The following is a 26571-nucleotide window of genomic DNA, read 5'->3' on the forward strand; positions in this document are numbered from 1 at the left end:
AACTCGTATGAGGGGTAATATGAAGCTCGTATAAAGGGTAATATGAAGCTCGTATAAAGGATAATATGAAGCTATAAAAGTAAAGCTGCATATTATCTTTATATATATTACTTTATATAAGCTAAAGTATTAATTCATTTTCTAAGTTTTTTTATTTTATAGGTTATAAAGTCAAGATTTCAGTTATTTTTATACTTTATAGACTAAGTTTAATATATCTCGTAATGATACTTACTTTTTGAGGAAAAGTTATGCGTGTTATAATTATAATTACTGCAGCTCTAATCTTGTTGGGAATTGTAATTTTTTCGGTTCCTTCTGATTCAAACAGCGGGGTCATTTCTGATAATAAAAATCTGATTCTAAAAATAGAGAATAATAGCAGTTTTCTTGAGTCTCCTATAGAGTGGGGCGGTTTTAAAATAGCAACAGCAGATATCGACAAAATCAGGGAAACCTCTGTTAGTGAAAATTCAAAGAAGAATTTGTCGGAAACTGATGAGAACGCTATATTTAAAGAAATAAAATTTGACAGGAATTCAATTGTGGCTCCTGAATCATGTGATAGTTTTGAAACTGTAATAGTGAACCCTGCGAAGTTCAGGGAGTTAGCCTCGAACGGAACTGTAAACCTGGACCTCATGGGAGAGGACTATGAACTTAAACTTCAAGAAAGAGAGATTCAAAAGCCAAATGTAAATTCTTATATGGGATACATTGCAGGAAAGCCGCAAAGTAGTGTTTTTTTCACAGTAAAAGACGAGTCAATTGACGGTTGTATCAATGTGGATTTTTTCAATCAATCATATGGGATTGCTTCAACTGACGAGAAGTATGATGGGAAAATTGTCCATCTTCTGTGGAAGTATTATAATGAAGGAGGAGAGGAAGAAATTAAGAAAAATCACTCTTTAGATCCATTAGAATTTTCTCTGAAAAATAATGATAAGAAGAGCCATGAAATCCATATCGAGCTTTTGGATTTCTATAATAACTCTGCATTCAAAGAAAACTACACAATGAATCCTGAGGATGAAATCTTTTCGCCTGAAATAACTGTCGAACCGGGATACTACAGGTATAAAATTATTTTAGATAATAAATTTACTTTTGAACAAAGAGTAACGGCAAGTTACGCTGCTAATTTAGGTGGTTCAGAAAAAATTTATCTCAATATCCGTGACGATCCGGATAACCCTATTGAATTCGTAAGTGAAATTTCCTGAGTAAATTCTTTTTCTTTTTCTTTTTCTTTTCTTGCTGCAGTTGAAAAGAACTTTATTCCTAATGCAAGATTTCCTTTATTCAAGTCCTTTATTCAAGGGTCGAGATAATTATTTACCTTCCCTTATCCTATTTTTCCTCATGATTTTTGACCCTATCACTATCTGCAACCTGGAACTTCAGAACCGATTTGTAAGGTCCGCAACTCACGAATTTCTGGCTGAAGAAGACGGAACGCCCACTTCCCGGCTCGGAGACCTTTATGAAGAGCTTGCAAAAAATGAGGTCGGGCTGATCATAACCGGCTATTCCTATGTCCTTCCGGGCGGGCAGAGTGATATCTACCAGCAGGGCATCTATAATGACCGTTTTATCGAACCCTATCGGAAGATAACCGAAAGGGTGCACAGGTACAAAAGCAAAATTGCGCTCCAGATCGTTCACGGAGGGCGGCAGGCAAGTGTTTCGGATGAATATCCGGTCCCAATGGCTCCTTCGGAAGTAAAAGACAGCCATTCGGCAGTCGTGCCGAGAGAAATGACCGAACAGGAAATCCTGGAAGTAATCGAAGCTTTTACAAAAGCGGCGGTCAGGGCGAAAAAAGCGGGTTTTGATGGAGTACAGCTTCACTGTGCCCACGGCTTTCTCTTAAGTAATTTCATATCTCCCTATACGAACAGGCGGACTGACCGCTGGGGAGGCTCGGTAGAAAACCGGTCAAGGATAGTCACGGAAATTGTCAGGCGCATAAAAGAAGAGGCTGGAGATTCTTTTCCCATTCTGGTCAAACTGAATGCAACCGATGGCTTCCAGCCCTGTTGTTCAAAGGCTGAACTGGGACTTGATATTTACCAGGCAGTAGAAATTGCAATGCTTCTGGAAAAGGCTGAAGTCTGCGCAATTGAGGTAAGCGGAGGAATCGGTGAAGCTGGTGGGGTAACTATAAGGACTGCAATCAATAACCCTGCAAAAGAAGCATATTTCAAGGATTGCTCTAAAGCAATAAAAAGTGCAGTAAACATTCCGGTTATTCTTGTTGGCGGCATCAGGTCGCTTTCGGTTATTAATGACCTGCTTGAAAACGGGTCTGCAGACCTGATTTCAATGAGCAGAGCCTTTATCAGTGAACCTGACATTGTTCCGAAATTCAAATCAGGGAAGGTTAAAAAAGCAAGGTGCGTATCATGCAACCTTTGTTTTGATCCTGAGGGCATAAGCTGCAATTTCCAGTTTGAGTAAAGATTGGAGTGAACTACTCCTCCCGGAGTCCTTCACCTAATGGCTTAGGTTCCAGGGAAGAGTGTTCATCAAGAACTGGAATCCAATTCTCCAGGTTTAACTGAAGAAACAATCTGTCACGCCCTTGTCCATATTCATTCTTTCGATATTCTGCACATTTAAATCCAAATTTGTCACAATAAATATGCCGGGCTCGTAAATTGTTTGGATCAACAGTTAAGAAAACAATAGATAATCCGTTCTTTTTCAGGTGAATTAGAGATTGTAGTAAGAGATAACATCCATATCCTTTTTCCTGGCTTTCTTTCTCTACTGCTATCTCTAATAGATAAGCAAATCTGGGATTATCCCATTCTTTCATAAATATAGCAAAACCTTTCAAGGAGTTACACGCAAAGAGACCGAAAGCGTGTCCATATCTTAGATAAGGTACCAAAGACCAGTTACTAAGTATATTCTCATCAAAAGCATCATAATCAATTTCAAGCATTCTCGCGATATTTTCTTCATCTTTCTTAATTGATCGAACATTAATTTTTTGCTCATTTACCTTATTAATAAGTTCAACTCCTCAAAAATACTATTTATGTACAGTTCGTTTTTGGTCTTTGCCTATTTTAAATCATGTTCTAGAATTTTTGTTGTTATTCTTCATATCATGTTTTGCTCTTTACATCTTATTTTGCTCTTTACATCTTGTTTTGCTCTTTACATCTTGTTTTGCTCTTTACATCTTGTTTTGCTCTTTACATCTTGTTTTACTCTTTACATCTTGTTTCAGACAGTGTATAGTTAATCTGGACGTCATACTTTCTATGCACACTTATGTTTCATTATAAATATTTAAGACAAATTTTTTAAGTTTTCTGGATTAGAGCAACTTGCCTTGAATAATAAAAGTTGCGGTGGCGCACTCCACAGCAAGCTAGCTGGGTATTCAACTGAAATAAATATCTCTTACTCTCAATTACCCTTACAACCAATGTTTCATTTGCTCACATTAGAGCTTCAGAGATACAAAACTTTTAAACATTAGTTTTATGACGATGTCCAGAATTAGTTCTCATAACACCTTCACACAATTTAATAAATCATATTTGGACCTCGATAATATATCTTTGTTTATATAAATAGCATTAGAGAGCTATTATGTTATATTCGATATATGAAAGCAAAAACATATTCAGGATATATAAAGCAAAAATAGATATCATTCAAAAAATTACTCGGTTTTCAAGAGTTACTTTTGATCAGTCCGGTTTACTTTTCCTTTATTATAGTTCCAGGCCGAACTTAATAGTTTAGCGTGATCTTTATCATCGCGATTTTATAATAAGGGCAGCCATTAAAGATATTTTTTTATAATAGATGGATACAAAAGAGATAAGCCTTCCAGGCAATTAACAGGACTCTGGTTTATATTTTTGCCGGGTCTGCTACCTTAAAATATTTGTGAGGAAAGTAAGAATGTCAGAAGAGAACCGTGTCGGTAGTAAGATACGCCAGCTTAGAGAAGCCAGGGAAATGACCGTTGAAGAATTGGCTGAAGCCAGTCAGAGCAGCGAGGAGTTAATCCAGCAGCTAGAAAACGGAGCCCTGGTCCCTTCCTTAACACCTCTTTTAAAGATTGCCCGGGCTTTAGGCGTCCGCCTCGGTACTTTTCTGGACGATATGCCCCAGAGCGGACCTGTAATTGTCAGGGCAGGGCTGTCAGAGAATGTAGTCCGTTTTTCGGGGAAGACTGAGAAACCCAGGAAAAGTGCTCTTGAGTTTTATTCCCTTGCCTCCGATAAAGCAGACCGCAATATGGAGCCCTTCATCATTGATATTCATCCGTCTCCCGAGGAAAGTCACCAGCCCTCTTCTCACGAAGGAGAGGAGTTTATTTATATCCTTTCCGGGGAAATCGAGATCTTCTACGGAAAGGACGTCCACAGGCTAAGCGCCGGAGACAGTATTTATTATGACTCAATTATCCCGCATGATGTCCACGCAGCAGGGAAAGAGGACGCAAAAATTCTAGCTGTGATCTATGCTCCTCTGTAAAGCCGCAGTCAGGTAGATGAGAAAGTGGGCACTTACTTTTAACTGGCTGGAAACTCCAGATTTGAGAAATTAAACGCAAGTATTTAGAGTTAAGGAATCAAAAATGTTCAGTACAATTGTTAGTCCGCGCTTTGGGGACATAGACGGGCTTGGGCATGTGAATAACACTGTCCTCCCGGTCTGGTTCGAAATTGGAAGAAACTCAGTATTCCGGCTTTTTTCACCGGACCTTGATCTTAGCCCTGATGTATGGCACCTGATTCTTGTCAGGACCGAGTTTGATTTTCTGCACCAGATGTATTTCAGGTCGGACGTGGAGATAAGAACTTTCATTACAAAGATAGGAAACAGCTCATTTACTGTCGGGCATGAGGCGTGGCAGGAGGGCGAGCTCAAGGTGAAAGGTCAGGCAGTCCTGGTTTATTATGACTTCAAGCTCCAGAAAGCAATGCCCCTTCCTGATCCAATCCGCGAAATTCTGACCACGCATATGTTTCCTGCGATGGATAATGCTGAAACGGACACGGATTCCCCTTGCTCAATTTGAATTTATTTAACTGACTGCCTGCAAACCGAACTTTAGAGCACATGAGACTTCTCTGTTCGCAAATCAACGTCTCTAAAAAGTTGATAATTCAAGTGAGAGGCTAATACAATGAATCTTATAGAAGAGTCCCTCGGTAATTACTTTGAAAAACAGGTGGCTGTAGACCCTGACCACGAGTTTATAATTTATCCTGACCGCAACCTTCGTTTTACTTATGGGCAGTTCAATGAAAGGGTTAATAACCTTGCAAAAGGGCTGTTAGCTATAGGGATAACAAAAGGGGATCATGTAGGAATCTGGGCAAAAAATGTTCCTGATTGGCTTACCTTCATGTTTGCCACGTCAAAGATCGGAGCAGTACTTGTTACTGTAAATACTGCCTACAAGAGCCATGAGGTCGAATATGTGTTAAAACAGTCCGACATGAAGGCCCTGGCTATGATTGATAGCTATAGAGACGTTGATTATCTAGAAATAATTAATGAACTGGTCCCTGAGCTAAAAACCTCTGAGAGAGGGAGATTAAAAAGCAAAAACTTTCCCTATCTTAAGAGTATAATCTACGTAGGACAGGAAAAACACCGTGGTATGTATAACACAAGTGAGCTTCTGCTTCTTGGCAGCCATTATCCCGATGACAATCTCCGCGAGATTATGGCCAGTGTTGACTGTGACGATGTTGTCAATATGCAGTATACATCAGGTACGACAGGTTTTCCTAAAGGAGTCATGCTGACCCATAAAAATATCCTGAATAATGGGCTTTCTATCGGAGACCGCCAGAGGTTCACCTATGTAGACAAACTCTGTTTTCCGGTACCACTTTTCCATTGTTTTGGGATAGTACTCGGAGTTATGGCGGTTCTGACTCACAGAGCAACGCTTGTTATGCTTGAGATTTTTGACCCTCTATTAGTGCTTGCTGCGGTACACAAAGAGAAATGTACAGCTCTTTATGGCGTGCCTACAATGTTTATTGCCGAATATACGCATCCAATGTTTGACATGTTCGACCTATCTTCTCTCAGGACAGGGATTATGGCAGGTTCGACCTGTCCCGTGGAAGCCATGAAAAAGGTCGTAAATGATATGCACTGCTATCAGATTACCAGTGTTTACGGGCTTACGGAAGCTTCTCCCGGTATGACTCAAACTGCTGTGGATGATCCTCTAGAACTCAGGGTCGAAACTGTTGGTAAGCATTTCCCGGGCGTAGAGGTCAGGGTTGTCGACCCCGATACCAATGAGCCTGTGCCTTCAAACACTGTAGGAGAAATATGCTGTCGCGGGTATAATATAATGAAAGGTTACTATAAGATGCCTGAAGAAACGAAAAAAGTTATCGATAAAGGCGGCTGGCTTCATAGTGGAGACCTTGGAACCTGTGACGAAAATGGTTATTACAGGATTACAGGCAGGATTAAGGATATGATTATCCGGGGAGGAGAAAATATCTATCCCAGGGAGATTGAGGAACTCCTGCTTACCATGCCAGGAATTACAGATGTCCAGGTTGTTGGCATCCCCGACAAAAAATACGGGGAAATTGTAGGCGCCTTTGTGATTCTCAAGAAAGGGGCAGACCTTACAGAAGCCGATATAAGGGATTATGCCTTAAGCAAAATCGCTCGCTATAAGGTTCCAAAGCATGTATTCATTGTAGACGAATTCCCATTGACAGCAAGCGGTAAGATTCAAAAGTATAGGCTAAGGGAACTGGCTGCAGAACTTATTAATAAACAGGGGAAAGATAGCAATTGATTAAAGGCAGTAGCCATTGACAGTTATTGACAACTCTTGAACTCATATCATAAAAAGTTAATCAGTTGTCATTAACCACACAGGTTGTTTTATCGGCCATTCAGGTCAATTTTCTTTTTTAATTTTATTTCAATTCGTTAATTCTTTTTTCAATTCGTTAATTCTTTTTTCAATTCGTCAATTCTTTTTTCAACTCGTTATTCTTTTTTCAATCCATTGATTCTTTTGCTCTAAAATTTCAAAGCCATTAAAAAATAAGATGTTATCAAATTTTAAATATTGATTACATTTTTGAAGGGCATTTTAATTTGTTCTCATATCAAAAAGTGTATGATAATACAAAAACGATAGGCAATTGAATATTTGACGTAATTTATTATATATACGATTTCAGCATTAGAAGGTGTAGTTGTAAGAGAAGCGCAATAGTGCACCTTTGTGCATAGCGTATGGGGAATTTTTCTGTAGGGGTTTCATCGATTGAGAGCTCAGGGATCAAAAGGAGCTCTCAATCAATCACCACAACCAATTAATGTCTGCACTGTGTTCTCTTGCAACTAGATGAAGAATATGAGGGAGTATTCTTCAAGGGGGTTTCACCGATTGAGAGCCCAGGGGTCATCAAAAGAGGGCTCTCAATCAATGACCAACTTTTAACTTAATTTGAAGTACTTAAACTATTTTTGATTAATAAACTATTTTGATTAATAAACTATTTTGACTAATAAACTATTTTTAACTAAACTCTTCGCACAATTTATTAATTTTCATAAATCGTACAAATAGTTTAATTTTTCTCCCAGTTTCCCCCGGTTGAAGTTCAGCTTTTGAATTTTTACTATTTCCCAACCCTCACCTTTTCAAATCTTTCAAACAATCAATAACTGTCCTATTCTATTTAAGTCCTTTGATGAGTCACTTTTATTTGTGTCTACACTAACAAATATTGGTCATTTTGTGATCATACTTTTTATTTGAAAATATTTTATAATAATATTAGCAATATAGGGCAATTAGAAAACTCCTAACTAAAATATAAATTTTAACTAAAGTTCTTAATTAAGATTCTTAACTTTTCCAAAAATCGATGTACTGAGAAACATTGCAGGAATTAAACGAAACATTTCGACTAGAGGATCAGTTTTTTTAAAATTTGGCAAAGGCACCAAATCAGATTTTGATTCAACAGTAGAACAAATACTCAGTCTCAACCCTCAAAGTCGGAAACCTGGTCTCTAGAAAGTTCAAAGATATTAAATGCCTCTAATGAGAATAAAAGTCCGATATTTAACTTATAACCGCTGATGGGACTTGAAAAAACAGCTAGCCCACGATACATCAAGTGAGTTTTTTCCTTTTTTTCTTGGGGTAAAAGTTGAATAGCCTTCTTATCTGATAGAGCCGGTTTATATTACGAAGCATAAAATCCCTCCTGAATCTTGAAATCAGGAAATATAAGCTTCAACTTTTTCTGTGACTTATCAGGTCTTAAAATCAGGCAAATAAGCCACATACATGGGATATTTTCAAAAAAGTGGCAGACTCTGTATAAAAGCGGCGAATCCAGAAAGAAAAGTGAGAATTTTTGAGAAGGACTGGATATTTCGACTTCCCCCATTTTTGGAGGATAATTTATATCAGTCCTGTAAGCACTACGCCGATTCCCATAAGCGCCACACAGCCCACGGCCGCAAAGTCCACCTTATTCCAGGCAAGCCTGTTGTCCACACTGTGTCTGTCCCTGTATCCCCTCATATCCATCGTCAGGCCGAGGACCTGGGTCCTTCCAAGAGAATTTGCCACCAGGGGCACAAGAAGCGGCTTTATACTCCTTACCTTTCCACGAAGCCCTTTTCCTGGGTTATAGCCCCTTGCAAGCTGGGCTTCATGAATACGCTGACCTTCGACCTGCAGGCTCGGGATGAAGCGAAGGGCAATTACGAACATAAGCACATAATCCACAGGGATGTGGATTTCCAGAAGGGCTTTCATGAGGTCACTGGGCCTTGTTGTGACCACAAGAAGCTGAAAGGCGAAGAGCATTGCAAAGAATCGGAGGGAAAGGACCACTCCAAAATCCAGAGCTCCGGTAGTGACTGGAAAAATCCCGTTGGTAGTAAGAGTTCCTGCCGGGATAAGAAAACCCAGGGTTACTCCGCTTTTCATGGTAAAGACCGTTAGCAGAATCAGGCTTACACTCAGAAAAACAAGGAGCTTGAGCTGTCTGAGAAGTTCATGATGGAGTCGGGCTTTGATGGACACCAGAAAGATTCCCAGTACTATAAGGGCCAGGCACATGGAATTCGTTGTAAAAACACTCAGAACTATAATTCCTGCGACAGCCGTAATTTTGGAGAGTGGATTCATTCTATGTAAAAAGCTGTCACTGTTAATGTACTGCATAATCTCCTTCATGCACAAATGCCTCCATGCTCTCTGCTCACCTGTTCACTGTTCATCTGTTCTCTACCTGCAGTTCCCCTGCGAGTATCTTCAACGATTTTTCCGGCCTCCATGCGAATAATCCTCTCAGCGTGGTCTTTTACTATCTGCATGTTATGGGTCACCATGACTATTGTGTGCCCTTCCTGCTGAAGTTTTCTCATGAGCTGCATCATACTGTCCGATTCTTCGGCGTCCAGGCCTGTTGTAGGTTCATCGAGCACGATCAGTTCGGGCTTCATGGCAATTACGCAGGCAACCGCCAGCCTCTGCCTTTCTCCCCTGCTCAGGTTACGGGGAAAAACCTTTAGTTTTTCGCCAAGATTTACAAGTTCAAGGGAATCGGATATTGCTTTTTCAGCCTCAAGCCCTTTTATATTAATGTTATTTAATCCGAAAGCAATTTCTGCTTCGACGGTATCCTCAAAAAGCATATTGTCCGGGTTCTGAAAAACCAGCCCGGTGTGTTTGACAAGCTCGTTTACAGGAGTTTTTGAAGTTTCAAGGCCTTTTATTATTACACTTCCGGAATAAGGATGTAATAGACCATTAAAATGCTTGACAAGGGTTGTTTTGCCTGAACCGTTCTCACCCAGCACAGCAACGAGCTCACCGGGATAAATTTCCAGGTCTATGCTATCGAGCGCCAGGACTTCCCCGTAACGCTGTGTGAGATTTCTTACAGAAATAATGGGCTGCATTTCCTTTCCCTTATTCTGAGAAATATAATGGGCCTGTCGATCAGTTTCAGAAATTTCCTGTTCAGAAGCAAGAGAAGACTCCGTAAGAGAAGATGCTGTAAGAGAAGATGCTGTAAGAGAAGATGCTGTAAGAGAAGATGCTGTAAGAGAAGATGCTGAAAAATCAGCCGGACTTTTTATAGCTTTTATTCTGCCTTTTTCAAGCAGCACGACCCGATCCCCAATTTCAAGGAAATCGTCTATGTTGTGGTCTATGATTATGATAGTCTTCCCGGCTTCTTTCAGCCGTTTCAGTATTGAAAAGATTCTTCTTACGGCCTTTGTATCCAGTTCGGCTGTAGCTTCGTCAAGGATAAGGACTTCGGTATCGAGGGCAAGGGTTGCTGCAAGTGCGGCTTTTTGCTTCTGCCCACCAGAAAGAGTATGTGGTGCTCGGGTTTTCAGGTGGCTGATTTCGCATAATTCCATTACTTCTTCCAGTCTGTTCATCAATTCCTTTTTGGAATATCCTCGATTTTCAAGTCCCGAACGGATTTCCTCTTCGACACTTGTGAAGATCAACTGTGATTCCGCATCGTCAAAAACCATCCCGATATGCCGGCTCAGTTCCTTCATGCCGTTAAAACTTTTCACGTTCCGGTTTTTAAAAATGATTTCTCCTTCGGTCTTGCCCCCGATTTCATGGTGCAGGATGCCTGCCATAGCAAGGGCAAGCGTTGTCTTTCCGGCTGCACTGTGCCCGGTAACCAGAAGCAGTTCTCCCTGTCTAACCTCAAGGTTAATTTTATTCAGGACAGGGGTTTCAGCTGTTCTGTAGGTATATGAAAAATCTTTCAGTACTATCATGCTCTCCCCCGGGCAAGCACCCTTGAGGCAGGCAGGTAAAGTATCTGCACAATGATGGCATTGGCGACCGCAGTTAATCCCACAATCGGGATTATAGCAGCTACAAAAGCTCCCATGGTTGCGAACTTGGACAGGATCGCAGGAGCGACCAGAATCATCGCAACGACTACAAATGTTGAGCCGCTAATCAAAGTTCCTACCAGCGTTGAAGGGGCAGGAGAAAGTGAAAACTTATTCCTGAGACTTTTGTACGTGACCAGGCAGGCAACGGCCCCCACAGGCTCACTGATAAGGTTTGCAGGTGGAAATATTGAGTGACTGAGAAGTGCGCAAACTATGCCTGCTACAATCCCAATACCTATGACTTCTGTGAATGTGGGCATCACAAGGATAATAGCAAGGCAGTAAAACGCTATTACAAGATTTGAAACGATAGGGCCCGGAATTACAAGGGATAAATAGCGCACTATTGCGCCGACTGCAAGCAAGATTCCAACAATGGCAATATCCTGAGATTTCATAAAAAACCACACATCCTGTGAATCCTCTTCGGGAAATTCTCCTGTAAGCTGAATTACTGTGATTATAAACTCGATAATTTGATTAAACTCGACAATTCGATTAAACTCAACAATTCGATTAAACTCGACAATTCAATTAAACTCGATAATTCAATTAAACTCGATAATTCAATGCCACAACTTAGTACTACAGAGCATAATAATGTACATTAATATATAAACTTTATGCTTTAGTAGCCTACGTTATACTTTTTAGTAGCCTATAGTATACTTAGATCTGTATCCTCTTCAAATTCAAGGGAGAATTTTCCAATCCGAAAAATATGTGATAATTTTTCCATGTGGCCGTTTTATTATACAGTTTTGAAGTTGAATGTGTCTTCTGAGCGTGTTTTTAGACCTGGTTTAAGTTTTAACTTTACCATAAATATGTGAAATTTACTTTTATACATGCAATTTGAAGAAAATACTTATATTCCATTTTCACCGAATCCTTACCCTGAAGATTGTAGGGTTGAAGAGCAAGTCGGAAGCCGCTTTCGATAGGAAAACTAATCAGGAGTAAGAACAATAGGATTAACAAGGACTATTGTGGGGTTTGATACATCGCCGGTAGATGTAAACGAGCTGGATGAAGTCCGGGCTATTGAAGAAGGATTCAAAAAAGCGTATAGTGGGGACTTGAAAGGAACAGTAGAAGCTGTCGACAAACTCAAGGGCTTCGCACTCCAGTTGATTCCCCTGGATGCCGATGCTGAAAACGAACTGGATATAAAAGCACTGGTAATCTCTATAGGGGACATAGCAAGGGTATCTGCCGAAATGAAAATGGAGCAAGCATGCTCAGTTTCAGGTCGTGTTCTTGGAGATATATCACTTGAGGCTGCCGGCCAAAAAAGGGAGACGATTGCTATAAAGGCTCTATCTATTGTAGGGAGCCTTGCCCTGGAGTTTGCTGGAAAAGGCCTGGATGCAGCAGCCATAAGTGCAGCCGAATCACTCGGAACTTGCGGAAAGGGCTACTCAATAATGAAAATGGAAACGCTGATAAGCCTTGCTGAGGCATACCTTCTGCAGATATCACTGCTATCCATAGAAAAAAGCCTTAATAAGACCGGAATTGCCGCTATAAGCTACCTTGGGGAGATAGGAGTCGCTTCGGCCAAACAGGCAATAGAAACCAGCACTCTGGAAGCTTCGGTCATTCTTGAAGATCTGGGTAATGCCGCTGTAAGAGAAAATAACGAGTCCTGCACAAAAGCAGTAATTGAGGCACTCGAAAACCTGGGCACCGAAGTATCTCAGGGAGGAATGAAAAATATACTTGTCCAGATCGCATGGTCTCTGGAAATGATCCGGTTACTCGCTCTGGAGCAAGGTATGAAAGGAGCTTGCTTTGCCGCAAAAGCTGCGCTTGAATCCATCAACACGGCAGGCCTGCTTGACGCAGAACAGAACCTGGAAAAAATCAGGGAAATAAAGGAATTCCATTCTTTTATCCTGAAAAAGAGTTAAAGAAGCAGTTGGGGAAAGTTAGAGTTAGGGAAGCAAAATAGGGAGTTAAAATAGGGGAGTTAAACAATAAAGAAACTTAAAACGCCGGAAGTAGAGCTTGAAAAATTTATTTTTCCGCATTTGAGTATAAAATAATTTAGAAAGAATACAAATAGTTATAGGAAAATCATAAATCACTGTAGAAAAATCACTGTACAAAAATCATAAATCACTGTAGAAAAATCACTGTACAAAAATCATAAATCACTGTAGAAAAATCACCCTAAAAAAGAAATTCGATGTAAGAAATTAAATATGGTGCTCCGGCCGGGATTCGAACCCGAGTCTTCGGCTCGAAAGGCCGGAATGATTGGCCGGACTACACTACCGGAGCACATTGCATCTCACAGCGAAACCTTCAATAGACTTAAGTAATATATAAATCTGTCCCTTGATGGCCCTTTCTGGTGTAATCTATTAACAAGATAACCTTTTATGTGATGACTGTTAAAATTAATTTTTGTTACGTTATATAGGTAAGACGCAACTCTTCGAAAAAGATCCTCTAAAATTCTGAAATCTCAAAATATTGTAACTATTCAGGTAGCCTTGTTAAGGCTACACAATTTTTCCTCGTTCCGAGGAAAAATTGGATATAAAATGAACCATTTTCTTCCTTGATGAAACGTGAAGAGATTCTTGCTTTGTGTGCTTCAAACCCTGAAGTTATTGCTTATATTATAAGTCTTGAATCTCAAATTAAAGACCTCACTGAAAGATTGCAAGTTTTAGAATTTCGCTTAAATCAAAACAGCCGAAACAGCAGTAAACCTCCTTCTAGTGACTATATTTCCAAAGGAAAACCTAATCCAAAAAGTCTCCGTAAACAGAGTGGCAAGAAACCTGGAGGTCAAGAAGGTCATCCAGGAACAACTCTCGAAATGGTAGATAATCCTGATTAGGTAATAGAGCATTCTTTGAACTGTTGCGAAGAATGCGGCCAGAATCTTGAGGATGTTGAAGTTGAAGCTTATGAGGTAAGACAGGTTTTTGATATTCCGCCTGTAAATCTTATTGTTACAGAACATCAAAGTCAGATTAAGATCTGTCCTTGCTGTGGAAGGTTAAATAAAGCTGAATTTCCAGAATCAGTAAATTCCCCAGTTCAATATGGTCCTAATATCGTAGCTTCAGCAATTTACTTTAAAAATCACCATTTCATTCCTTATAAAAGGATTTCTGAATTGTTTCATGATGTAATGGGGATAAAAATCAGTTCTGCTACCATTATTGAAGCAGAAAGAGAATGTTTCCAGAACTTGAAGAATTTGAAAACGTAATTCGAGAAAAGTACTCTCTTCTCTGTATCCATTGTGATGAAACTGGAATGAAAGTTCACGGAAAAAGACATTGGCTTCATGTAGCTTCTACTGACAAATACACTTGTTATTTTGCTCATCCGAAAAGAGGATCAGAAGCTATTGATGCTATGGGAATTCTTCCAGAGTTTAAATGGGTAGCAGTTCATGATGGATGGAAACCTTACAACGGTTATAATTGTGATCATGCTCTTTGCAATGCCCATCTCCAAAGAGAACTTATTGGAATTGAGGAGAGTTATAAACAGCAATGGGCTAAAGATATGAATGAGCTGTTATCTGAAATGAAAAAGTATACTGATGAGTGCAAAGAGCAGGGCAAATATCTGGATTTTGAACAAGTTAAGGCATTAGAAAAAAGGTTCGATACTGTAGTCGCGAAAGGAATTGAAGAAAATCCACCTTCTCTAAATCCTGAAAGACAAGGAAAACGTGGTATGTATCCAAAAACCAAAGCAAGGAATCTGCTTGATAGGTTTATAGAACATAAAGAAAAGATTCTGAGATTCCTGAAAGACTTGAAAGTTCCGTTTGAGAATAATCAAGCAGAAAGAGATGTCAGGATGATGAAACTACAGCAGAAAATATCAGGAACTTTCAGAACTACACGGGGAGCGGAAGCTTTCTGCAGAATTAGAGCATATATTTCCACAATAAGAAAGAATGGTTTACCTGTTTTAGAGGGTATTCTCGCGGCGCTCAAAGGAGCGCCGCTAGCTATACCCTGAATAGTTACAAAATATTTTTAAAATAGTGTATAATTTGGATCTGGACAAACCGATCAAACGTCGTGAACTTTCACGCAATGCTTATAAAAAAGAATATGGTGCTCCGGCCGGGATTCGAACCCGAGTCTTCGGCTCGAAAGGCCGGAATGATTGGCCGGACTACACTACCGGAGCTTTTATTGTATCTTATTTTTCCCCTTATTGAAGGGGGTTCTTCAATAAGGGTTTTTTCTATAAATAGTTAGCGGCTGCCGATACCTTTCAAAATGTTATTAGCTGTTGAATTAGGCGATATCACAAGCCTTTTTAAAAAAAGCTTGACCGAAAACTGTCTTTAAGAATGATATTGGCTGTTGAGTCCAAAAATTCTTTTTTCACATTTCTTCTTCAGCTTTGTCCTCTTCAGCTTCGTCCTCATCTTCGACATCGGCTTTTATTTCATCTGTCTCTTCCGATTTTTTATCCTCTTGCACGAGGTTGCCAATCCATTCGCTGAGTCTCCCACAGTATTCTGGTTGACAGTCGCCAGTGCAGCCTGTACAGGACGAAAACAATTCTCCTGCAAGCAGAAGGTCATATTTTTCCTTAACCTCTTCCTTCGCTTTCAGTAGGTATGTTCTTGCTCCGTTTGAGACTCCAACCTCTCGTATAATAAGGTCTTTATCCAGAAGTTTTTTTATGATTCTGGAGCATTTTCTGCTGTCGATATTCAACTCTTTCCAGATGACGTTCTGGAAAACGCCTTCTTTATGTCTTTTTATTATATTATAGGCTTCTTCTTCAAGATCCATGATTTCACACTAATAGAGTTCCTTATGAAGTTTTATTCTTCTACAGGAGTGATCAGTATAATGTTATTACCGCGAAGTACTACTGAACCAAGGGAACGAACTTTTTCTCCTTTTACGATCTCCATGGTGTCCACGAGATGGAGGTTCATATAGTCGTCCACGCTCTTAAGAGTGCCTTCGAGCAGATTAAGATCGCCTTTCATTTCTACCTGGATTCTTGATCCAACAATTTTCTGAACTTTTTTATTTGGGAACAAATTTAAACCCTCGCTGATTTATTCTGAATTCTCCCCGTACTCACTTATGTTTTTTACGTCCCAAGCCAGTGAGGAGCAAGTCGCATCAGAACCGCATCCACACCTGCGGTTTACTTGTTGCCTGTATCAGACGCCTCATGCCAGCGACTGAGAAATTTCTTTATATTGTCACTCCACCGGCTTTTAAGAAAACTGAAAACTACATACCCTTTACAGAGATATATAACCATCGATCTCCAAGAGCTCTCAAATGCCCCCTGGATCAAATAGCTCCTTCCATAAACTGCAGTTCAAATTTTTCTGTTTACCAGCAACCGTTGCGCCGGTTGATCACGCCGATAGGGTTTGGGGATAAGGTTATCAGACTCAAACGGTTCTTGGGGTTTTCGGTCAAGCCTTTTTTGAAAAGGGTTGCGTTCAAGCCTTTTTTTCAAAAGGCTTGTGATCACGCTGATGGGGTTTGGGGCTAGGGATCTCTAAAACTTAAACATAATGGGTCAGATGTAACCCTGGAGGTCCGTACTTTCGTCAACAAGCTTTGCAGATGACTCCTTTTTTGGTCTCGGGATTGCTCTTGCAATGGGCCCAAAAACGGATTCATATTCATTTATATGCTGGGTCAGCCAGCGGGAAAGCTCAAGTGCAGCTACCGGAGAAAGTATCACTTCGGTTTCTACACGCCTCTGGATAACTCTTGATTCCGAGGAATCCCCAAACAGTTTTGGAGTGTCATTATAAAAACCGATCCTGAAATCATAGGGGCTGTGCCCACCTGCAGCTCCTATAGCATATATCTGCCTGAAGTTCTCAGGCTTCATAAATTCGATTGTAATACCTTTCTTAATCTTTTTAGAAGCTGCGCTTTCAATATTTTCCCTGGATTCAACATCCTCGGTCATGAAATTACCTCAATTTTTACTCTCACGTATCTTATAAGATTTTTATCTCATATCTCATTATACTGATGACCGACCCTTAAAAAACCGGCCAATCTTCTCAATATAAACAAAGCATTCCCACACAAGCAGGAACATTTTAACTCATTATACAATGTTATCTGCAAAAACGTTTTTGATCTTTTAACCCTGGACTTTCTTTTTAAGTTTTTTTGCTTCCTCTGCAACTCCCTTTTTAGAGTGTACTTTTGCTATAAGTTCCACGGCGTCAAGGTTCCTGACTGCGTTGTCCAGGTACCCGAAAACATCACCCTGATAGGCTGAGATGCCGTATTTATTTTCAAGTTTATTTACTATCTGTGCAGGCTCAAGCGCTTCTGTACGTAGCTTGATTATTTTTTCCGAAAACTTCTGTTCTGCGCATCCGCAGTAAGGCGAATCTTTGCATTTACAGGTTAAAAAGTCCGAAGCAAAGTTTAACAGGAGTTCCTGGAGTTTTGCATCAAGCTGGGAAAGAGACTCCCCGTCAAAAATTATATCAAGGGTAGCTCCCTGAAAAATCCTTGAAGGCATATTCACATGCAGGGAGCTTCCTATCTGGTTTGCATACTTGAAATATGCTGCATCAAAAAACTCCAGGTTCGTTGCGATCTTCAGGGGTTCATTATCTCCAAGCACTGCATCTCGAATCAGAAAAGCTTTCGATACCGGAAGGAAATGTGCTGCAGTAATTTTTCCAAACCGCGTAAGCGTTATTCGGTTTCCTTTTTTTTCCACAAAACGGTAGCTCTGAAGACGCAGAACCAACTTATCCAGGTCATAGTCTCCAAACATCTGGTTGTGGATCATTCTGAGGTCCTGCACCGAGGAGGTAACTGCAACCGATGCAAGCACTTCCTCGAGCTGTTCGGCTTCTCCATAATGTACGCCTGCTGAGATCATTTCTCCCTGGAGCAGTTTAATTGCAACCTCTTCTTCGGTATCGGACTGTGAACCGGAATACGATTTTCCAGGCACGGGCATAAGCACAACAACTCCCCTATCATGATAGTCAGGTCTCCCTGCCCTTCCGCTCATCTGCAGAAAATCCTGGACTGATATCCAGTCAATTCCCATTGCCAGGGATTCAAAGATCACCTGGGAAGCCGGAAAATCCACCCCAGCCGCAAGAGCAGCCGTGGTCACAATTACCGGAATCTCTCCTTTTGCAAAACGAGTTTCAACTTTCTTTCTCTCGTACTGTGAAAGCCCGGCATGATAGGGAGCCGCCTGAATAGAAAGAGCTCCTGCAAGCTTGTGACAGTTTCGACGGGAATTTGTAAAGACAATTGTCTGTCCCCTGTGCTTTTTGGAAGATAACATTGAATATTCTTCTTTCGCGAGCTGGGAAATCAACTTTGCTTTTTCGTTTTCCTGGCAGAAAAGAAGATGCCTGTCAATAGGAACCGGCCTGTGCTCGTAACGGACAAGCTGAGCTCCAAGTTTCTTCGCATAGCCTGCGGGATTTGCAACAGTTGCAGAGAGATAGATGAACTGAGCTTCGGGTGCCACATATCTCAACCTTCCGATAAGCCCATCCAGCCTGTGGCCCCTCTCCTGGTCTTCGAGAGTATGGACTTCATCCACTACCACAGTTCCGATTTTGCCCAGAAAATCGGCATTTCCCGACCGAAGCATGTGGTCTATACCCTCGTAGGTCCCTACAATAATATCCGCACCCGGACTGGTCTGCATCTTCACGCGCTGAGAAGTTTTTATAAGAATTGCTCCGATCTTTATGGAGGTTGTGAACCCGAGTTTTGAATATCGTTCTTTGAACTGTTCATACTTCTGGTTTGCAAGTGCAACCAGGGGGACGAGGTAGAGCATTTTTCCTTTTTTGTTGAAGAGGTTCTGGATTCCTGCCATCTCCCCTATGAGGGTCTTTCCAGTTGCTGTTGCCGAGACTACAAACTGGTTTTTCCCTTCCAGAAGCCCGGCTTCTATCGATAATGTCTGGACAGGCAGCAGGGTCTCGGATTTTTCGAGCAGCATTTCCTTAAATTTCTTTTGCAGAGGCAGGCTTTTTACCCTAACTGTAGCACTGGCAGGATTTGTTCTTATAGTGTCATAGCGTGTGAATTCAGGGTCAAGCCTTTCAGGGCTCAGCATCCGGATAGTCCTGTCAAGGTCTCGGGTTTTTGAAAGCACCTGCTCCAGGAAATCTATGGATTTTTCCCCATACTGCACACCAGCCGAACGGACTGCACGCAATAGTTCTTCTTTTGCACATTCCAGGCAGATGAGTTCATTATTGTACTTGATGGATTTACTGTTTACAAAGTTGAAACGTTTATTAATCCAGCAATGTTTACAGATTTTTACTTTGTCCGCATCAAGTTGAAAACCTTTAAGCATTTCCAGAAAAGCAGCCTCATTTGAAGGATCTCCTCCTTCTGCGAACATTATTCGGTTTGCACTGCGCAGGAGCTCTATAAACTGCTGAGGAGGAATGAATTCTTCTTTTTTGCCGGTGAGGAGCCTGATTTTGAGAGGGCGAGGCCCTTTGTAACTATCTTTTATAACGAGCTCGGCCATATAAAGCGGCTGTTTCATCCGGTCCTTTATAGCCATAACTCTTATCTTCGATTTTTCAGCATAACCTAGGACCCAGAGCATGATTTTTTATCCTGATATATAAGTGGTATAAGTAAGATTTCCTTAAAACCTGTAAATTTCCCTTCAAAGTTTAAATTTTGAAGTTTGAGAAAACCAACATTCTGCTGTCTTCTTAATTTCTGGCAGCATAATTTGCGTTTACAGGTGAAAATCTATTTAAATATTGTTTATACTTTCAGCGTTGTTTGGGGAGTACTATATATTCTCCCTTAGCACACCTTTCGGACTTCTACTTTTCCATCTCACTTGCAACCTCACTTTATAGGTAACTATTATATAAATATTTTATTACTCAATAATTATATTATTAAATTTACTGGAAAATTTCCTAGAATAGCAATAGTATTGAATTCATCAATTAAAAAATTGTTTTAAGGAATTAGTTGGAGGAAGATCTAAAATAATTATTTAAAGAAATTGTTTGGGAGAAGCAATTAGAGAAACTACCTCTCGAAAATGCTAGAATAAAACTCTCTACATAGAAGCTACTTACCTATTGCTCCTTAAAGTACTGTTTTATAAACAGGCTCCTTCCTTAGCAAATCTGCACCTGCAGTTTCGAGTTTCCGGAATCTTTTTTATTGTATCCGAAATAATCTCAAAGATTGCATCCTGAGCTTTTCCCACAACTTCGGTAACTTCGTCAGCAGTTAGTTTCTGTGTGGTCATTCCGCAGGCCTGATTTGTGATAATGGCAAGAGAAGCATAACAGAGGCTGAGTTCTTTTGCAAGGCCCACTTCAGGTACACCCGTCATGCCCACAACATCGGCAAATTGGCTCATCATGCGGATTTCGGCCCTGGTCTCAAAACGTGGGCCCTCCGTGCAGGCATAAATTCCTTCGGTATAAGGTAGTCCCTGTTTTTCCAGAGCGTCTCTAAGGGCTACCCTGATCTCAGGGCAGTAAGGTTCAGATACATCGACGTGTACGGTTTTGTCATCATAAAAGGTAGAAGGCCGGTTCCGGGTAAAATCTATAAAATCGTTAAGTACTACAAAACTACCCACCGGATGCCCTCGCATTGACCCAACGGAATTTGTGGAGATTACACGTTTTGCCCCGATACAATCTACAGCCCAGATATTGGCCCTGTAGTTAATCCTGTGAGGAGGAATATGGTTTTCTCCTGCATGCCTGGGGATTACTGCAACTTTTTTCCCTCTTATGGTAGTAAGATAAACTGTAACTTCTCCATATGGAGTGTTTACTAACTTGCTTTCAAATTCCTGGTAAGAGTTAAAACCGACACCACCGAGCACTGCAATTTCAACGTTTTCAGGTATTTTTTCCATTTTATGATCTTCCTGACGGTTTTTACTATTACCCCCCATTTTCGATTTTTAACCCCGTCGAGCTTCAAAATTTATGACAGGTCGCCTGCAGTCAGGCGAGTTTTTTTCTTCTTTTATCTCTTCCTCTATCTTCATTTTCGGAGGCCTGATTCGATACGCTGTATTTTATTCCTGCAAGGGCAATGAGAACCGCAACTGCGACCGAATACACAAAGTACTGGAGGGCAAGGGACGCATCACTGGTAATGCCTTCCGAAAGGGACGCCGTCGCTAAAATGTATGTACTTGCACCCCAGAATAGCAGCCCTGTTGCGATCACGAATAAAGAGATTGCGACGTTTTTATAAATGGGCTTATTTTCCATCCTTAAATCGAAGATTTTTCCAAGGTCGGCAAGCAGCATCGCTCCTGCATACCACCAGACTGAAGCATTGATGAATACTGAGACAAGCGTAAGGATCCCCTGATACCAGACCCCATCTGCCGAGTAAAGCTTCCATACTTCCATAGCTCCGTATGCAGTTGCTACAAGCATTGTAAGCAGGGAAGCCGTATAGCTGATAAAAACCATCCTCTGTTCCAGAAAAGCATCCCAGAGCTTTTCTTTTTCAAGAGCGACAAGATCGTCCAGCCCAAAACCCCTGTACAACATGTAAAGCCCCACAGCTGCAAGAATTCCCACAATTGCACCTTCGGGATAGCGGGCAAGCAAAAATATTGCATAAATGAGAAAAGCAAGCCCTAAAGGTACAAAGAAAGTCTGGGAGATTTTCGGGTCGCTAAAGACGTGTTTCAGGATATAGTAAGTACTTTCAAGATTCTGGCTCTGCATTATTACAATTCTTTTCACGGAGTCAATTCTCATACGGGACTGGACAATAGGCACAAGCGTTTCGTCCTCTGCCCCATCCGAGACGAATATCGCCCTCTGCACGTCGTACATATTGAGAAATGTTTCAAGCTGCTCGGAAATTTTCTGGTCTGAGATCACTCCAACGTTTTTGTCTCCTGCAAAAGAAACTATCTCAGCATCCAGTAGTTCCGATCAGACTGACTTCCGAATGGTAAAAACAAATTGAACTTACATTTTATCCATTAATTTTCAAAGTAGACTATATTATTGATCAGATATTAAAATTCTTAAGCTATAACTTTCACTTACATTTTTCAAAAAATCAGATCACATTGAGTAATTTTATAGCATACGCTATTAGGTTCTTAAATTTTAATTTGAGATGAGTTATATTATAGTTAATCGAGTGCGTAGCACTCGATTTCTTTCTTCATTGACCCATCTCAAACAATCCAGTAACACACTAACAGGAATAAAATTCAGCGACCTTAGTCCATATCTTACAACTTTTTTTATGTCTTCATTTATTAATGATTTTAGCTCATAAGCTGTAATTTCTAGAACTGACTTTAGCATATTTAGCACATTGTACATGATGCATTGAATAATAAAGAACAATACTCTTGCTACTGGAGATTTTGTACATGATCGTATCTTGAACTCGTTTTTCACTCTATACCCAGTTTCTATATTCCATCGTTTTCTATATTCTTCAGGAATCATCTTTTCAAATTTCTCAATTGATTCTGCTTTTTTGTTTGTAGCAAACAGAAGATACTTTTTCTTTTTATTATTATATATTGCCACAACATTGAAAGAAGGTCCTCCTTTCTGGAATCGATATTCAAAAATAGTCGAAGTATTTCCATACTCTTTTTGATGATTTTTAAGTTCTCTATTGATAACCTGAGTCGATTTAGCTGCTATAACAAAATTGACTTTAAGTTCATCCAACTTTGAAATTACATCTGTGTTAAAAAATTCTTTATCAAGGTATGTTGTTCCTGTTTTTACACCTATCGTTTTAAGTCTTTTGAATAAAGATTCGATTAAAAGAGAATAATTCTTGTTCAAACTATTGATGTCTATTACGTCAAGTGTTAAGTGAGAAGTTCCAATTATATCAAGAGTACAGAACGATTTACCCCATGAACTACCATTCTTTAGTTTTATTCCTCTAATACCAGGAGTATTTTTGTCTCCATAATACGAAATGTCATGAAAATCAATAGCTATATCATGAATATTGTTTTCAAGTTTCATCATCTTGAAAAGCTCAAGATTCATTTTTCTAAAAGAGGAAAGAATATCTTCAATTTTATTTTCTTTGATGTAATTGAAAATAGTATCTGCTGAAGGTATTCTTAAGTCAGGATTTTTTCTTTGCAAATCATTACTTGCAGATTCAAGAGAGTCTGTAGAGGATGTTGCGGCATGCAGCAATATGTTTAAAGTGTCCTGACATTCATAATTTGCAGATTCTGGCAAAGTTATTATATTATATTTGCTAATCAATTCAGATGATACAGCCAGCAAGCTGGCTGTATCTGTGGTCATGGAATCGTTTTTTGTTGGCATTAAAAATAAATTCCATGATCTAATAAAACTTTTTTTCGGCTAATTCTAATTAGTTACTAATGTTCTAAATTCAGCATTCGGAACTTGGGTTATTCGGAACTACTGGCATCAGTTCCTTTTGCTCGTAATTCATCAAGAATCCTGATTCCACCGAAGATAGTGTTGGTATCAGAATCCTCCGGGTCTGCGATCCCAAGTGCAACGGCAGCCTGAACATTTGCCTCCCGCCCTACTATTGGGGTTTCGAGTTTTGCTTTTTCGCCCAGATCGTTATCTCTGTCTATGCATATAACTAAGGTCTGCATATATCCTCTATAGCTTTCAATGGCTTACTCTATCGCAGAGAGTTTTTTTATGAATACGATATCCTGATTTGGCTCTTATATATTTCCTGCCGGAGTTTTGCATAAACTCTTTTAATCAGTTAAATCGCTTTACTTTTTACAAGCATACTATTTTAATTTATACTTTATTAAGCTTGTAGCGCAACAGAATTTACTTTCAAAAATAAATTTTCACTTCTAAAGATACTCTTATAATTTCGGAAACCAATAAGTAAATGTCTATAAAAACAGGCTCTCTTTCTGAGAGAAATTAATTATCTTTTATCAAAAATAAAAAGGGGTTTATATGGCACAACCAATGGAAAGCGAAAGTAAAGAAGCCGAAGCTGGAAAAAAGAGCAGAATACAGGAGAAAGTTGGAAAGCTTGGGAGCGACATTGATACTCTTGCAAAGAAAACAGGAGACGAAGCCTCAAAACTTGCAAAGAATATAAATACCGAAATAAAGTCTATCTCAGGGGAAATAAAATCAATTGATGTGAAGGATGAGGTAAAGAGCATCACTGCAAGGGTTGAAAAACTGGTTGATACAACCGGCGACAGCGCAAAAAAACTTGCCTCCGATATCAAGAACGATGTAAAGAAACTGGTGGATAAGATCGAAATCCCTATTTCAAAGAAAAAATAATAACGGTAAAGTAATAAAAGTGACAAAGTAACAGACAAGAAGGTAAGAATCTCCCCTGAGGGGAGAAAATACCTTCTTAACCTTCTCTTTATTATCGGCTCTGCTTTTCAATGCATATTCATTGAATCGGTTTGGATTCAACATTCCAATGCTTTCAACATTTTTCTCTTTTATATTTTAATTATAGAGTTAACTTTATTATTCAACACCGCATCTGTATAAATAAGATGAGAAAGATTTTGATGCAACCATACTCTGGCATTTCCAGGAGGCTTATAGCTTCAATAATCGACATTTTCGTAATTATTTCCCTTTTTATGTTTTTAGAACTAATCACAGAAACCATAGATGAGGCCCTCTTCTATATTCTGTTCTTTCTCGCAATGTGGGCTTATTTTGTCTTTCAGGAGAGTTCTACCCTGAAGTCAACAGTGGGCAAGCAAGCTGTGAACATCATTGTTACTGACCTCAACGGAAACAGAATCTCCTTTATACAGGCAACAAAGCGATTTATTCTGAAAATTTTCGCTGTAATTCCCTTTTTTGCAGGGTTTCTGCTGATCCTTTTTACTTCAAAAAAGCAGGCTTTTCACGATATTATTGCAAAGACGTTGGTATTTATTCAGGAGGACTGATCTTAATACTATTCTTCTCTTCTAAACTTCATAGGTCATATCAAACTTCATAGGTCATATCAATTTTTTTACTATGAGTACTTTTTTTTATTATGGTGTCTTAATGATTAATGGGAAGTCATTTGCTACTAGAGCAATCAAGGGAAGTTTATTATGTCTATTTCCTTCAATAATCACAATTTTATCCAGAACAGACCTGTAAGCTTTCAGAGCTCTCTCTCAAGCCACTTACATGATACCTCTTTTTCTTCCGGGACCGTGGAAGGAATAAAACTCTTCCTTGATATGGATGGAGTCCTTACGGATTTCACCTCAGCCTGTGAGAGGCTCAGTGGCAATATGATGTTCTGGTACAGTAACGACAGAGAACTCTTCTGGAAAAAGATTACATCTGCAGGAATTGAGTTCTGGTCCGAAATGTCCTGGATGCCAGGCGGGCAGGAATTGCATGTTTTCCTTAGAAGCTCGGGCCTTTGTCCGACAATCCTTTCTGCGCTTCCCGGACCTGAGAGGAAAAAAGCCTTAACCAATGCGAGAGAGGGAAAAATCAAATGGCTCAGGAAAGAACTCGGGCCCTCTTATGCAGAGGCTGCAATTCTCTGTTACCGCCCGGAAAAAGCCTTACAATCAGGGTTTGCAAGGGTTCTTATTGATGATAACTCCGATAATATCCGCGAATGGGAAGAAGCAGGAGGTATCGGAATCCTGCATAAGAATACCAATCGGACGATCCGGTGTTTCACCAGGGTTCTTAAAGTTGAGCATAAGTTCTGATATGCTAACCTTTACAGGCTAACTTTTACAGGCTAAACTTTACAGGGAGACCGAAAAGGCTTATGCTTCTTGATTACAGGCTACGATAAGAGCCACAAAGTTTTGCCTGTGGTTTTTGACATATTCTCCTTCCACATCTTTTAACCACTTTTTTCCTCCGTGAATTGCGTGATCCCCGCAGATAAAGAAAATCGTTCCTTTTTCCGCATTTCTGTAAATCTCACCCAGGTTTTTATCCACAGCCATTGCAGCCTTTTTCAGTTCTTCCCAGCTTTCAGCCCTGTGGGAAAAACGGTCAAGGGTCCTGAGGTGAACTGCCAGGATATCGGGCTTTTCTTTGAGGGCATGTAATGCATAATTCGTAATTTGGAGGTCATAATCCAGGATATCCTCGGAATTCGGGACTCCATAAAAGTCTTTTATCCTTCCCCTGAAACTTTCCGCACCTTCGGACTCTATGACTGCTGACGCTTTCATGCCCGCCCTGCAAGCCCATTCCATAATGCTTTTTAGTTTCGGGTTTTCCGAGTCTTTTGTCCTTTCAGTATAAATGTCTGCGGTAGAGTAGATATTATGCTCTTCTGGCAGATATCCTGTAAAGATTGATGCAATAGCAGGAGAGGTTATTGTTGCTGGGGATTTGCACCTGAAGAGGAGCCCTTTTTCGGCGATTTCGCTCAAGTACTTCATTATCGGAGAAAAATATTTATAAAGAGAATAACCCAGACTGTCAACCACAATAATTACTGCTCTTTTGCAGCCTCTTTCCTTTGCGTAGCTCTCTACTTCCTGAATTGGCCTGCCAGTTGGCGGAACCATAGGGATTTTCAGTAATCTCGAGATCGTAGGGGCAATATCAATGGTGTTGCATTCTAAAATTTTCATATGCTCTCTAATTACATTATCTAACAAGCCGGCTTATATGTGTTCCTGTAT

At 40.0% G+C, this 26571-nt stretch carries 22 protein-coding genes, 2 tRNA genes and 2 pseudogenes; 11 read left to right on the plus strand and 15 right to left on the minus strand.

Going from position 1 to position 26571, the window contains the following annotated elements; genetic code table 11:
* The first annotated feature begins 251 nt into the window (after positions 1-251).
* Positions 252-1226: a hypothetical protein gene (locus tag MSVAZ_RS10835; protein ID WP_048120893.1), complete on the plus strand. Its 975-nt coding sequence runs from the start codon at positions 252-254 to the stop codon at positions 1224-1226.
* A gap of 139 nt (positions 1227-1365) precedes the next feature.
* A complete protein-coding gene (locus MSVAZ_RS10840) occupies positions 1366-2463 on the plus strand; it encodes an NADH:flavin oxidoreductase (RefSeq protein WP_048120895.1) in 1098 nt (365 codons plus the stop codon).
* Between the two features lie 13 nt (positions 2464-2476).
* On the opposite strand, the gene MSVAZ_RS10845 is transcribed toward MSVAZ_RS10840, so the two are convergent.
* Entirely contained in the window at positions 2477-2953 is a 477-nt protein-coding gene (locus MSVAZ_RS10845; RefSeq protein ID WP_048120897.1) for a GNAT family N-acetyltransferase, read from the minus strand.
* Between the two features lie 977 nt (positions 2954-3930).
* On the opposite strand from MSVAZ_RS10845, the gene MSVAZ_RS10850 reads away from it, so the two are divergent.
* From MSVAZ_RS10850 to MSVAZ_RS10860, 3 genes are all read left to right on the plus strand, one after another.
* The gene (locus MSVAZ_RS10850; protein WP_048120899.1) at positions 3931-4509 is read left to right on the plus strand and encodes a helix-turn-helix domain-containing protein; all 579 of its coding nucleotides are present in this window, start codon (positions 3931-3933) and stop codon (positions 4507-4509) included.
* Positions 4510-4612: 103 nt separating this feature from the next.
* Positions 4613-5056 carry an acyl-CoA thioesterase gene (locus tag MSVAZ_RS10855; RefSeq protein ID WP_048120901.1) on the plus strand — a complete coding sequence of 148 codons (444 nt, stop codon included), beginning with the start codon at positions 4613-4615 and terminating at the stop codon, positions 5054-5056.
* Positions 5057-5164: 108 nt separating this feature from the next.
* Positions 5165-6817 carry an AMP-binding protein gene (locus tag MSVAZ_RS10860; RefSeq protein WP_048120903.1) on the plus strand — a complete coding sequence of 551 codons (1653 nt, stop codon included), beginning with the start codon at positions 5165-5167 and terminating at the stop codon, positions 6815-6817.
* 1632 nt (positions 6818-8449) lie between these two features.
* Here MSVAZ_RS10860 and MSVAZ_RS10870 read toward each other — a convergent pair.
* The 3 genes from MSVAZ_RS10870 to MSVAZ_RS20885 are packed head-to-tail and all read right to left on the minus strand — an operon-like array spanning position 8450 to position 11327.
* Positions 8450-9232, minus strand: coding sequence for an energy-coupling factor transporter transmembrane component T family protein (locus MSVAZ_RS10870; protein ID WP_048120907.1), 783 nt, complete (start codon positions 9230-9232; stop codon positions 8450-8452).
* Positions 9229-10806, minus strand: coding sequence for an ABC transporter ATP-binding protein (locus MSVAZ_RS10875; protein WP_048120910.1), 1578 nt, complete (start codon positions 10804-10806; stop codon positions 9229-9231). The genes MSVAZ_RS10870 and MSVAZ_RS10875 overlap by 4 nt, the downstream gene beginning before the upstream one ends.
* The gene (locus tag MSVAZ_RS20885; protein WP_048120912.1) at positions 10803-11327 is read right to left on the minus strand and encodes a tryptophan transporter; all 525 of its coding nucleotides are present in this window, start codon (positions 11325-11327) and stop codon (positions 10803-10805) included. Before MSVAZ_RS20885 ends, MSVAZ_RS10875 begins: the two co-directional genes overlap by 4 nt.
* A 591-nt stretch (positions 11328-11918) precedes the next feature.
* On the opposite strand from MSVAZ_RS20885, the gene MSVAZ_RS10885 reads away from it, so the two are divergent.
* A complete protein-coding gene (locus MSVAZ_RS10885; protein ID WP_052727954.1) occupies positions 11919-12842 on the plus strand; it encodes a hypothetical protein in 924 nt (307 codons plus the stop codon).
* Between the two features lie 295 nt (positions 12843-13137).
* Here MSVAZ_RS10885 and MSVAZ_RS10890 read toward each other — a convergent pair.
* Positions 13138-13215 (minus strand) — tRNA-Glu (locus MSVAZ_RS10890).
* Between the two features lie 286 nt (positions 13216-13501).
* On the opposite strand from MSVAZ_RS10890, the gene MSVAZ_RS21850 reads away from it, so the two are divergent.
* Positions 13502-13783: a DUF6444 domain-containing protein gene (locus MSVAZ_RS21850; RefSeq protein WP_394297469.1), complete on the plus strand. Its 282-nt coding sequence runs from the start codon at positions 13502-13504 to the stop codon at positions 13781-13783.
* 15 nt (positions 13784-13798) lie between these two features.
* A pseudogene (gene tnpC, locus MSVAZ_RS10900) lies at positions 13799-14928 on the plus strand (IS66 family transposase).
* Positions 14929-15024: 96 nt separating this feature from the next.
* Here tnpC and MSVAZ_RS10905 read toward each other — a convergent pair.
* The 9 genes and pseudogenes from MSVAZ_RS10905 to MSVAZ_RS10950 all read right to left on the minus strand — a co-directional run.
* A tRNA-Glu gene (locus MSVAZ_RS10905) sits at positions 15025-15102 on the minus strand.
* A gap of 200 nt (positions 15103-15302) precedes the next feature.
* Complete coding sequence (locus MSVAZ_RS10910; protein ID WP_048120916.1) at positions 15303-15719, minus strand: helix-turn-helix transcriptional regulator; 417 nt, start codon at positions 15717-15719, stop codon at positions 15303-15305.
* Between the two features lie 32 nt (positions 15720-15751).
* Entirely contained in the window at positions 15752-15976 is a 225-nt protein-coding gene (locus MSVAZ_RS10915) for an LSM domain-containing protein (protein ID WP_048107204.1), read from the minus strand.
* Positions 15977-16473: 497 nt separating this feature from the next.
* Positions 16474-16875 (minus strand): DUF3467 domain-containing protein, encoded by a 402-nt coding sequence (locus MSVAZ_RS10925; RefSeq protein WP_048120920.1) that lies wholly within the window; start codon positions 16873-16875, stop codon positions 16474-16476.
* Between the two features lie 180 nt (positions 16876-17055).
* A complete protein-coding gene (locus MSVAZ_RS10930; protein ID WP_048120922.1) occupies positions 17056-19533 on the minus strand; it encodes a DUF5814 domain-containing protein in 2478 nt (825 codons plus the stop codon).
* Between the two features lie 513 nt (positions 19534-20046).
* Positions 20047-20823 carry an S-methyl-5'-thioadenosine phosphorylase gene (gene mtnP / locus MSVAZ_RS10935; protein ID WP_048120924.1) on the minus strand — a complete coding sequence of 259 codons (777 nt, stop codon included), beginning with the start codon at positions 20821-20823 and terminating at the stop codon, positions 20047-20049.
* Positions 20824-20914: 91 nt separating this feature from the next.
* A complete protein-coding gene (locus MSVAZ_RS10940; RefSeq protein ID WP_332310048.1) occupies positions 20915-21859 on the minus strand; it encodes a DUF373 family protein in 945 nt (314 codons plus the stop codon).
* A 204-nt stretch (positions 21860-22063) separates the two neighbouring features.
* Positions 22064-23254 carry an ISH3 family transposase gene (locus MSVAZ_RS19575; protein WP_082091142.1) on the minus strand — a complete coding sequence of 397 codons (1191 nt, stop codon included), beginning with the start codon at positions 23252-23254 and terminating at the stop codon, positions 22064-22066.
* 104 nt (positions 23255-23358) lie between these two features.
* A pseudogene (locus MSVAZ_RS10950) lies at positions 23359-23559 on the minus strand (DUF373 family protein); the annotation flags it as partial.
* Positions 23560-23884: 325 nt separating this feature from the next.
* Here MSVAZ_RS10950 and MSVAZ_RS10955 point away from each other — a divergent pair.
* The 3 genes from MSVAZ_RS10955 to MSVAZ_RS10965 all read left to right on the plus strand — a co-directional run bounded on the left by MSVAZ_RS10955 (position 23885) and on the right by MSVAZ_RS10965 (position 25635).
* Complete coding sequence (locus tag MSVAZ_RS10955; RefSeq protein WP_048120928.1) at positions 23885-24226, plus strand: hypothetical protein; 342 nt, start codon at positions 23885-23887, stop codon at positions 24224-24226.
* A 242-nt stretch (positions 24227-24468) separates the two neighbouring features.
* Entirely contained in the window at positions 24469-24861 is a 393-nt protein-coding gene (locus MSVAZ_RS10960; RefSeq protein ID WP_048120930.1) for an RDD family protein, read from the plus strand.
* A 153-nt stretch (positions 24862-25014) separates the two neighbouring features.
* Positions 25015-25635: an HAD family hydrolase gene (locus MSVAZ_RS10965; protein WP_048120932.1), complete on the plus strand. Its 621-nt coding sequence runs from the start codon at positions 25015-25017 to the stop codon at positions 25633-25635.
* Positions 25636-25695: 60 nt separating this feature from the next.
* Here MSVAZ_RS10965 and MSVAZ_RS10970 read toward each other — a convergent pair whose 3' ends face one another.
* Positions 25696-26520, minus strand: coding sequence for an alkaline phosphatase family protein (locus MSVAZ_RS10970; protein ID WP_048120934.1), 825 nt, complete (start codon positions 26518-26520; stop codon positions 25696-25698).
* Between the last annotated feature and the right edge of the window lie 51 nt (positions 26521-26571).

Source organism: Methanosarcina vacuolata Z-761, from assembly GCF_000969905.1.
Lineage (GTDB): Archaea > Halobacteriota > Methanosarcinia > Methanosarcinales > Methanosarcinaceae > Methanosarcina > Methanosarcina vacuolata.